The 9,916-nt window shown below is 73.4% G+C and carries 9 protein-coding genes; 4 read left to right on the top strand and 5 right to left on the bottom strand.

The features are described 5' to 3' along the window. On the top strand, positions 1–906 hold a 906-nt coding region (locus IH54_RS0119495), incomplete at its 5' end, for a vWA domain-containing protein (protein WP_031518365.1). 99 nt (positions 907–1,005) lie between these two features. Here IH54_RS0119495 and IH54_RS0119490 read toward each other — a convergent pair. Further along, a complete protein-coding gene (locus IH54_RS0119490; protein WP_031518364.1) occupies positions 1,006–2,985 on the bottom strand; it encodes a discoidin domain-containing protein in 1,980 nt (659 codons plus the stop codon). Positions 2,986–3,348: 363 nt separating this feature from the next. Between IH54_RS0119490 and IH54_RS0119480 the strand changes: the two genes are divergently transcribed. Further along, the gene (locus tag IH54_RS0119480) at positions 3,349–4,302 is read left to right on the top strand and encodes a serine hydrolase (protein ID WP_063762333.1); all 954 of its coding nucleotides are present in this window, start codon (positions 3,349–3,351) and stop codon (positions 4,300–4,302) included. A 19-nt stretch (positions 4,303–4,321) separates the two neighbouring features. Here IH54_RS0119480 and IH54_RS44635 read toward each other — a convergent pair whose 3' ends face one another. The 4 genes from IH54_RS44635 to IH54_RS0119460 form a co-directional block, all read right to left on the bottom strand. Then, on the bottom strand, positions 4,322–4,471 hold the full coding sequence (locus tag IH54_RS44635; protein ID WP_199923419.1) for a hypothetical protein: 150 nt from the start codon (positions 4,469–4,471) through the stop codon (positions 4,322–4,324). A 77-nt stretch (positions 4,472–4,548) separates the two neighbouring features. Then, positions 4,549–4,905, bottom strand: a complete 357-nt coding sequence (locus tag IH54_RS44630; RefSeq protein ID WP_031518362.1) for a hypothetical protein — start codon at positions 4,903–4,905, stop codon at positions 4,549–4,551. 89 nt (positions 4,906–4,994) lie between these two features. Beyond that, positions 4,995–5,870 (bottom strand): Gfo/Idh/MocA family protein, encoded by an 876-nt coding sequence (locus IH54_RS0119465; protein ID WP_031518361.1) that lies wholly within the window; start codon positions 5,868–5,870, stop codon positions 4,995–4,997. 14 nt (positions 5,871–5,884) lie between these two features. Further along, the gene (locus IH54_RS0119460) at positions 5,885–6,259 is read right to left on the bottom strand and encodes a 5-carboxymethyl-2-hydroxymuconate Delta-isomerase (RefSeq protein WP_031518360.1); all 375 of its coding nucleotides are present in this window, start codon (positions 6,257–6,259) and stop codon (positions 5,885–5,887) included. A gap of 199 nt (positions 6,260–6,458) precedes the next feature. On the opposite strand from IH54_RS0119460, the gene glnII reads away from it, so the two are divergent. Both glnII and IH54_RS0119450 read left to right on the top strand, forming a co-directional pair. After that, a complete protein-coding gene (glnII, locus tag IH54_RS0119455) occupies positions 6,459–7,478 on the top strand; it encodes a glutamine synthetase (RefSeq protein ID WP_031518359.1) in 1,020 nt (339 codons plus the stop codon). 113 nt (positions 7,479–7,591) lie between these two features. Then, complete coding sequence (locus IH54_RS0119450; RefSeq protein ID WP_052397641.1) at positions 7,592–9,526, top strand: hypothetical protein; 1,935 nt, start codon at positions 7,592–7,594, stop codon at positions 9,524–9,526. Positions 9,527–9,916 lie beyond the last annotated feature (390 nt).

The following is a 9,916-nucleotide window of genomic DNA, read 5'->3' as shown; positions in this document are numbered from 1 at the left end:
CCGCCCGGCCCGTACGGCGCGCCCGCCGCGCCCACCGGCCCCGCGGCCCCGCTGCCGCCCCCGCCCGTGTACGGGCAGCCGCCGGCCGGGTACGGGCAGCCGCCCGCGGCTCCGCCGTACGGCGGCACCCCGCCCAGCCTCGTCAAGGGCGAGGAGCACCTCCCCCTCGACATGCGCAAGCGGCTCTCGCTGCGCAAGGAGCAGGTCGCGGTCAGCCTGCGCAAGCACGGCGCCGAGAACGCCCGGGTGCGGATCGTGCTGGTGCTGGACGCGTCCGGCTCGATGTCGCACCTGTACTCGTCCGGCGTGGTCGGCGGCGTGGTCGAGCGGATGGCGGCGGTCGCCGCGCAGCTCACCACGGACGGCACGATGGAGGCCTGGACCTTCGCGACGAACGCCGCACGGCTGCCGACGCTGATGCTGGGCGACCTGCCGAGCTGGATCCCGCTGCACGTGCGGGTCGGCGAGTTCGCGTTCGGCCGCAAGCGCAAGAAGCCCCCGCAGGGGCTCCAGCCGGGCCAGGTCGACATGCGGCAGATCGGCATCCAGAACGAGGAGCAGAAGGTCATCGCGCAGGTGCGGGACTTCGTGCGGGCGGCGCCGTCGCCGTACGGCACCTTCGTGCTCTTCTTCTCGGACGGCGGGGTGCACCGCAACGCGGCCATCGAAAAGGAGCTGCGGGCGGCGGTGGAGGAGCCGATCTTCTGGCAGTTCGTGGGGCTCGGCAACGGCGGCTACGGCGTCCTGGAGCATCTGGACACGATGACCGGGCGGCGGGTGGACAACGTCGGCTTCTTCGCCGTGGACGACATCGCGCGGTTGTCGGACGCCGAGCTTTACGACCGCATCCTCACCGAGCTGCCGGCCTGGCTGAAGGCGGCGGCCGCGGCGGGCATCCTGCGCTGAGCGCGGCGCGGGAGGAGTGGAAGCGGCGGCGGTGCGGCCAGGGGATGGCGTCATGGCCGGACCGCCGCCGCGGTCTCGTGGGCGGCGCGGCGCGGGCTGTCAGGCCCCGTAGACGTGCAGACCGGAGGCCTGGCCCGCGGGCCAGCCGGTGTTGGCCGTGAAGACCAGCCGGACGTAGCGGGTGGTGATCGCGCTCGGCAGGGTGAGCGTTGCGGTGTTACCGGTCGCCGGGTCGAAGGTGACGGCGGTCGCGGCGAGCAGCGTGCCGGGGTTGGCGTTCCCGTCCGTGCTGCCCTGCACGGCGATCGTCTGGGTGCGGGTGGCCCAGGCGGTCGCCGGCGGGAGGTCGACCACGACGCGCTTGACGGGGAGGGCGCTGCCGAGGTCCACCTGCAGCCACTGGGGGAAGGCGTTGTTGGCGCTCTCCCAGTAGGTGTTCCGGTCGCCGTCGACGGCGTTGCCCGAGCCGTAGGTCTGGGTGTGGCTGCTCTCGGCGGTGGGCTTGCCGCGCGCCAGGTCGGTGGTGCCCGAGGGCGCGTCGGTGGTGACGGAGACCTGGCTGGAGCCGGCCGAGGTGTTGCCGGCCGCGTCGGAGGCGACGACGTCGAAGGTGTAGGCGGTGGCGGCGGCGAGTCCGGTGACGGTGAAGGACGTGCCGGTGGTGCTGCCTGCCGGGGTGGCCGTGCCGCCGCTGACCCGCCGTACCTGGTAACCGGTGACGCCGGTGTTGTCGGTGGACGCGGTCCAGGCGAGCGACACGGTGGTGTCGGTGTGCCCGGTGGCGTGCAGGGAGCCGGGCGCGGTGGGCGCCGTGGTGTCATCGCCGCCCCCGCCGGTCGTGGGTTGGGTGGGGCGGGTGGGGGTGAGGGGGATCTGGCCTTTGAGCATGCGGCCGCCGTCGCCGGTCAGGCGCAGGTAGTAGTCGGAGGAGCAGGCGGTGCCGTCCTCGTCGAGGGCGAGGAAGCCGGAGTTGGCGGGGACGAAGGCCTGGGACTCGGCGGTCTTGGCGATCTGGTTGCCTTCGTTGTACTCGTCGAACATCGAGATGTAGATGCCCTGCACGCCGGCGCGGCACATGTTGTAGAACTGCCGCCACATGAAGTCGCCGTGCGCGCGCTGCCGTCCGGTGACCGAGCCGGGCAGCACGCACGGCTGGTAGTCGATGCCGTGCGCGGCGCACTCGGCCAGGTCGGGGACGGTGGCGACGTTGTAGAAGTTGTCGGCGTCCGCGGCGTTGCCGATCCGGCCGACCATCCACGGGCTGAGCATGTCGAAGGCGTGGTAGACGTCGGAGAAGCCCGGCCGCGAGTCCCGGTCGCCGGTACGCCACCAGGTCGGCACGCCGCCGATGACGTAGCAGCCCTGCGCCTTGAACCAGTTGACGACGTCCAGGCACGGTTCGGGCGCGAAGGGGCGCTGGTTGTCGGCGAAGCCGAAGCCCCAGACGCACACCACCGGCTTGCCGTTCTGCACGGCGTAGGCCGGTGAGGCGGTGTGCGCCTTCATCTTGTTCGTCCAGTCGGCCTTGATGTCCGACTGCATGGTCGTCCAGTCGCTGACGTCGTACATGATGTAGAACTTCCGGCCGTGCGACTCGGCGGCGCTGCGCACCTTGCCGGCCATCGCGTCCCGGTTCGGCCCCTCGCCGCCGGTGGGGTTGAAACGCTGGAGCGCGGCGGTGTCGATGTTGTTCTGCTGCATCCACAGGAACTGCGTGTCGACCGTCTGCTGGTCGTACGACGAGAAGAGCGTGGCGGGCTGCCCGTTCCCGAGCGCCGCGTAGCCGGTCCGGTACGTCCTGCTGTACTCCCGGACGTCCGGCCAGGCCACGATCGTGGTGTTGGACGGCGACGGGGCCTGCCCGCCGTTCTGACTCCAGTGCCACCAGCTGTTAATGGGCGAACCGTCACCGATGCACGCAAACCATCCCTGGTAGCCCACCGTGATCTTGCCCACAACATCGCCTGCAGAACTGGCCGCGGAGGCGCTTGCGGCGAGGGCCGACTCGCCGATTCCGACCGCTCCGGTTGCGCTGACCGCAAGTGCGGCCTGTAACACCGTCCGGCGTGTGACACCCATGTCCGGTCCCTCCGATCGGCTGGCAACTCCCGTGCCGCACGGCCGATCGAGCGTCGGCGGCGGACCGGGAGTCCGTGGTCCGGGGGATCGTAACGACGGGGTTACACCTCCGCAATAGATCGCGCATCAGGCGAAATAATTGACAGAAGTCACGCAAGAAGCGGTCACGTGCTCTTGACGGCCTGACCTGCGGTTGACACTCCCCTCAGCCAAGTTGGTACGAAAATCTTAGGAGAATGAAATATTCCGCTCCTACGGTCGTGGTTCATGACGCATGCACCACAACCGCCGGGCGGCGGGCGCGCCGGAGCGCGGTCCCGATCCCACCGGAGGAGGCCCAAGCCGCGTTGGTGGAAGCGCCCGATGGTGGTCTCGGCGGCAGTCCTCGCCACGATCGGACTGGTCACGCTGGCCGTCGTCAACCGGTCCCCGTCCTCGAAGGACGACGCCTCCGACGCGAAGCCGCCCGCCGCCACCACGACGGCCTCCCCCGCCACCACGGCCCCGAGCAGCGCCCCGGCGTCCACCACGCCGCCCGCGCCGACGACGACCACCGCGGCGCCCACGACGCCGAGCGCGAAGACGTCGGCCCAGGCGGCCAAGGACCTCAGCTCGGCGATCAAGACACTGTCGGGCCAGCGAAAGGGCCGGCTGTCGGTCACCGTCAGCGAGCTCGACGGCGACCTCGCGGCCAGCTACGAGGACGGCTCGACGACGTACGACACCGCCAGCATCGTCAAGGTCGACATCCTCGCCTCGCTGCTGCTGCGGCACCAGAAGGCCGGCACCACGCTGACGTCGACCGAGAAGTCCGAGGCGACGGTCATGATCCGGCAGAGCGACAACAACGCCGCCACCGCGCTGTGGCACGCCGTCGGCGGCAAGTCCGGACTGGACTCCGCGAACAGGACCTTCGGCCTCAAGCACACCTCGGGCGGCGCGGGCGACCTGTGGGGGCTCACCCAGACCACGCCCGCCGACCAGATGAAGCTGCTCCACGTGGTCTTCGACGGGGACGACTCGCCGCTGTCCGCGGCCTCCCGCTCCTACATGACGGGCCTGATGGGCACCGTCACCAAGGGCCAGCAGTGGGGCGTCTCCGCCGCCGACGAGGACGGCTCCGGCTTCGCCCTCAAGAACGGCTGGCTCCAGCGCACCCAGACCGGCCTGTGGGACATCAACAGCATCGGCAAGGTCCAGTACCACGGCCACACCCTGCTGGTGGCCGTCCTCTCGAACGGCAACAAGTCCGAGAACTCCGGCATCGACAAGGTCGAGGCCGCCGCGGAGGCCGCCGCCAAGGCCCTGCTGTCCTGACGGCCGCCGCCCGCGCCGGTCAGGACGCGACGCCGACCAGCACCTTCCCCACCGCGTTGCCCTCCACCGCGTCGTACGCGTCGGCGGTGCGCTCCAGCGCGAAGCGGTGCAGCGGCAGGCCCGCCTCGGCGCCGGCCCGGAGGGCGCCGTCCGCGACCGCGGCCGGCACCGCCTGCGCGGCAACGCGGCGGGGGGAAGAGCGCGGCGCCCGCCGCGGGAGGCGGCCCGGAGCGTGAAGGGGCGGACTCAGAGGGACATGGCGGCCGAGTACGGCGGGACCCGCGGGGAGCGCTTCGCGGGGGCGCCCGCGGAGCCGGCGGGGCCGCGGTGGACGAGGAGGCCGCGGACGGGGTCCGGCACCGCGTCCAGCGCCGCCCGCGTGCCCGGCAGGGAATGCCACCGCTCCCAGTCCGCCTCCGCGGCGAAGGCGACCTCCAGGGCGACGCCCCATGTGTGCTCCGACCACCGCCAGGTGCTCGCGCCGTTGGTGACGAGTGATTCGGCGAGCACCTGCGCGTAGGCGCCACGCCAGCCGGACGCGGTGTGCACCGCGCCGTTCCCGATGTCCATGACCTCGATCGACCACCAGTCCGGAACGCTCATGCGTCCCACCGTAGACACGGTCACCGGGTGCGGGAAGGCCTTTCGGCGGCCGGGCGAAAAGGATCAATCGTCCGGCCGCCGCGCGACGCTCAGCCGAGCGCCGCCTCCGCCGCCGCGAGGATCTCGGTGACGCGCAGCCCGAACCGGGCGTCGCACGCGTGCGGTTCGGGGGCGAGGAGCGCGTCGACGGCCCGCGTGTAGGCCTCCTCGCCGGCGATCCCGGCGGCGCCGGGGTAGGTGGCAACGCCGTGCGTGCCGCGGAGTTCGCACGCGACGCCCGCGCCGGCCGGCGGCGCGGTGAGGGTCAGCGCGGCCGTGCTGGAGGCGCCCCCGGCGTGACGCAGCGTCAGGTGAACGAGGTCGCCGGGCCCGCGGAAGGCGGCCACGTCGGCGAGGTCGGCGACGTCGCCGAGCACCGGCAGCAGCACCGACAGCGCGTGCGGCCCGACGTCCCAGAGCCCGCCCTTGTCGCGGCGCCAGGGCGAGTCGGCGAAGGGGCTCGCGCCGTCGCCGAAGACGGCCCCGTACCAGTCGGCGCGGCCGGTGTACCAGCCGCCGGCCGCGGCCTGCTCGGCGATCCACGCGGCGCCGGCGGGGTCGAAGCGGACGGTGAAGAAGACCACCGAGCGCACCCCGCCCTCCTCGACCGCGGCGACGACGTCGCGGGCGGCCTCGACGGTCGCGGCGAGCGGCTTGTCCAGCAGCAGGTGCCGCCCGGCGCGGGCGGCGCGGGCGGCGAGCGGCGCCTGGACGGCGGGCGGCAGGGCGACGGCCACCGCGTCGACGTCGGCGATGAGCGCGTCGGCGTCCGCGTAGGGGCGGGTCCCGAGGGCCGCGGCGGTCTCGGCGGCCGCCTCTGGCCTGCGTCCCCACACGCCGGAGAGCTCCACCCCGGGGTGCGCGGCGAGCGCGGGCCCGTGCATGGTGCGGGCCCACGGCCCGGTGCCGAACAGCCCGACCCGCAGCGCGGGCGCGGTGCTCACGACGCGGTCCGCGGCTCTTCGTACCGGGCGTACGCGTCGCGGTCGAGGTCGCGCAGGTCGACGGAGAACTGGACCGCGTACTGCGGGGTGGGCGCGGTGTGCGCGCGCAGCGCCGCGAGCACCGCCTCGGTGAGCGCGCGCTTGGTCTCGGGTGTGCGGCCGGACAGCAGCGCGACCTCGACGTGGATCATCGCGTGGTGCGGCTCGCCCTCCGCGATCCACAGATCGTCATGGCGTACGAAACGGGTCTTGCACCCGCCCGCGCGACCGCCCGCGACGGTGACCAGCACCTCGTGCAGGGCCTTGCCGAAGCCCGGTTTGTCCAGGGCGTCGGCGAGCGTTCCGGAGTATTCCACGGTGGTATGCGGCATGCTCGGACCCTATTCCCGCCGGCTCCTGCGGCACACGGGTGTCTCACGTCGCAGGACGGGAGCATCCGTCGTCTCGGTTACATCCTGTTAACACAAGGGCAATGGATGGGAAAACCGTCCTTGCGACGCTGCGGTCGGTCCGATCAGCGCAGCTCGGCAGCCGCACCCCGCGCCCACGTTCGACAAGGATGGCGTCACCGTGACCTACAAGGCTGAGTACATCTGGATAGACGGCACCACGCCGACCGCGAAGCTGCGTTCCAAGACGCGGATCCTGGCCGACGGCGCGGAACTGCCCATCTGGGGCTTCGACGGCTCCAGCACCAACCAGGCCGAGGGCCACGCCTCGGACCGCGTGCTCAAGCCGGTCGCGTCCTTCCCCGACCCCATCCGCGGCGGCGACGACGTCCTCGTGCTGTGCGAGGTCTTCAACATCGACGGCACCCCGCACGAGTCCAACACCCGCGCCGCGCTGCGCGAGGTCGCCGAGAAGTTCGCGGCCCAGGAGTCGCTGTTCGGCATCGAGCAGGAGTACACCTTCTTCCAGGGCTCGCGCCCGCTCGGCTTCCCGGAGAACGGCTTCCCCGCCCCGCAGGGCGGCTACTACTGCGGCGTGGGCGCCGACGAGATCTTCGGCCGGCCCGTCGTCGAGAAGCACCTGGAGAACTGCCTGACCGCCGGCATCGGCGTCTCCGGCATCAACGCCGAGGTCATGCCCGGCCAGTGGGAGTTCCAGGTGGGCCCGCTGAGCCCGCTGGAGGTCTCCGACCACCTGTGGGTCGCCCGCTGGCTGCTCTACCGCACCGCCGAGGACTTCGGCATCTCCGCGACCCTCGACCCCAAGCCCGCCAAGGGCGACTGGAACGGCGCGGGCGCGCACACCAACTTCTCCACCAAGGCCATGCGTGAGGACTACGCGGCCATCATCGAGGCCGCCGAGTCGCTCGGCCGCGACGACAAGCCGCTGGAGCACATCAAGAACTACGGCGCGGGCGTCGAGGCGCGGCTGACCGGCGCGCACGAGACCGCCCCGTGGAACGAGTACAGCTACGGCGTCTCCAACCGCGGCGCGTCGGTGCGCATCCCGTGGCAGGTCGAGGTGGACCAGAAGGGCTACATCGAGGACCGCCGCCCGAACGCGAACGTCGACCCGTACGTCGTCACCCGGCTCATCGTCGACACCTGCTGCACGGCGCTGGAGAAGGCCAACCTGGTCTGAGCCCCGAGCCTTCCCGGAGGGGCGTCCGTCAGCGCGTGACGGTCGCCCCTTCGGCGTATCCGGGGTGACCAACGGCGCAGTCGCTCGTTTGACGCGGCGTGAAGAGCCGACCCGTGCAGCCGACCGGAACGCCCGCGAAGAAGCATGCCGCGCAAGGGGCGGTGGCGGAGGCCGAGGCGGCACTCGTCGAGCACTACCCGCGGCTCGTGCGGCTGGCGTATCTCGCGCTGCCCGCGAGCACCGCGCGGCACCGCAGGGTGCTCGTCGCGCACCGCATCGTGCAGCGCGCACTGCGCGCCGGCGCCGTCGCGGGCAACGGCACCGAGGCGTACGAGCTGCTGCGCCGCGAGGTGCTGGGCGGGGCGCTCGCGCACGGCACCGGCGGGCGGGTCCGCGAGGCCGTCGGCGGGGCGGCGCTGCCGTACGTGTTCGGGCTGCGGCTGCACCCGCGCGCCGGCGGCAGCGACGAACTCGCCCTGGACCGCGCCCTCGCCGCGCTCCCCGCGCCCGCGCGGGCCGCGTACGCGCTGCTGGGCTTCGAGGGGCTCGACGAGCCCGCCGCCCGCGACGTCCTGGACGCCGCGGGAGCCGCCGACCCGCGCGGGGCGGTCCGTACCGCCGCGGGGCTCGACGGTGACGCGGCGCTGCTGGCCGCGGGCGAGTTCGACCCCTGCACGGTGCAGATGCGCCCCACCGACCTGCTGCGGCGGCGGCAGCGCGCTCGCGCCGGGGCGGCGATCGCCGTGGCCGGCGTCGTCGGCGTGGCCCTGCTCGCCTTCGCCGGCGGCAACTCCCCTTCCCCCACCGGCACGGCCGGCCCTCCCGCCGCCGCGTCGGGCGCCGCCGCGCAGGCGCTCGACCCCGCCGCGCTGGTACGCGTCGCCCCCACCGCGTGGACGGCCACCGGACGGCTGGACTTCACCGTGTGGCCCGCGCGCGGCAGCCGCACCGGCGACACCGCGCTGCTGCGCCGGGCCCTCGCGGTGTGGGCGAGCCCCGGCCGGTCCGTCCAGATCTCCGCGACCCCCGGCACCCAGCACACCGGCCCCGCGTCCCCGCCGCAGCTCCTCTACGCCGGGGACGCGGACAAGGCCACGGTCGTCCTCTTCTACGACGGGCTGCGCATCGTCCGCTACGCCGAGGCCCGCGGCGGCAACGGCACCGGAGGCGCGGCGCTGGACTTCGCGCAGGTCCCGAACGCCGACATCACGACCTCGGCGGCAGTCGTCGTAGACCGGATCGACGGCAACACCCGCTTCCTGACCGCCCCCTGGGTCGCCCAGGCCGAGACCCGCGACCTGCTCGAGCCCGGCCAGAAGGCCGCGCCGCTCGCCCTCGCCGCCGACGGCACGACCGGGCCCGTCCGCACACCCGGGGCGGGCGCGCCGGCCGGGCAGTGCGGTACGGCGTGGACTGCGGTCCAGCTGCGCTCCTCGACGAAGGTCGCCGAGCAGCACGCCTTCCTGCTCACCGACCTCGGCGACCTCAGCCCCGTCCACCTGACCTTCACGCCGCCGCCCGCGGCCGGGGTGCCCGCCGGTTCGCCGCGCGAGGCGACCGGCACGCCGGCCCTCGTGAGCTGGGCGCACAGCGCGTGCCGGCTCGGACAGCTGCGGGGCGAGGGCGTACGTGCCGTCAACGACTGGCAGTTCGCGCGCACCGCGCTCCCGGAGAAGGCGGGTGAGGCCCTCTGGACGTGCGACCGCGCCGACACATGGCGCGGGCCCGGCCGTGCGACCGTCCAGTTCGTGCCGCCGAGCGCACTCGCCGGGGCGCCCGGCACGCTTGCCGGGCAGCAGAGCGACGGAAGTGCTTGCAGCAGCTTCGGGCGGAACGTCATGGCGGGCGTGATGTGGCAATCGCCCGCGGGCAAGTGGTATCTGCTGGCCGCGGGCAGCCGTGACGTCACCTCGATCACCGCGTCCGGCGGCGTCAAGGCCCGCGCGACGGCCCCGGCCCTCGCCGCCCCCGCCACCCGCGGTGCCCGCGCGACCTTGACGGCGACGACGAAGTCGGGCCTGACGCTGCATCCCCTCACGGGGAACTGACCCGTACGCCGGCGGCTTCCCCGCCGCAGGGGTGCCCGCGCCTCCGGCGCGGGTGTTTCCCACCCCCACCCGTGCAAGTAGGAGCGAAAACTTCTGTCCACCTGCGGGGGTGACCCACCGTCGGGGCAACCCGCAGTCCCCGAAAACAGCACCCCCACCGGCAGGCAGCCGCCGACGAGACCCCGGGAAGGGGACGATCACCCCACCCACCCCCACCCCCACCGGCAGGCAGCCGCCCACGAGACCCGGGAGGGGGACGATCCGGGGGTGCCCCCGCAGGAATGCGCTTCCCAGCCCCTCAACAGCTCGGGAAGAGGGCGAACGCGCATTCCGAGGAGGTACCCCCGGAGTGGCCCCCGACCCCACCCCGTACGGACAGCGCGATGCCCC

Source organism: Streptomyces sp. NRRL F-5123, from assembly GCF_000721495.1.
Classification (GTDB): Bacteria; Actinomycetota; Actinomycetes; order Streptomycetales; family Streptomycetaceae; genus Actinacidiphila.
This window is presented reverse-complemented; position numbering and strand designations above follow the sequence as displayed.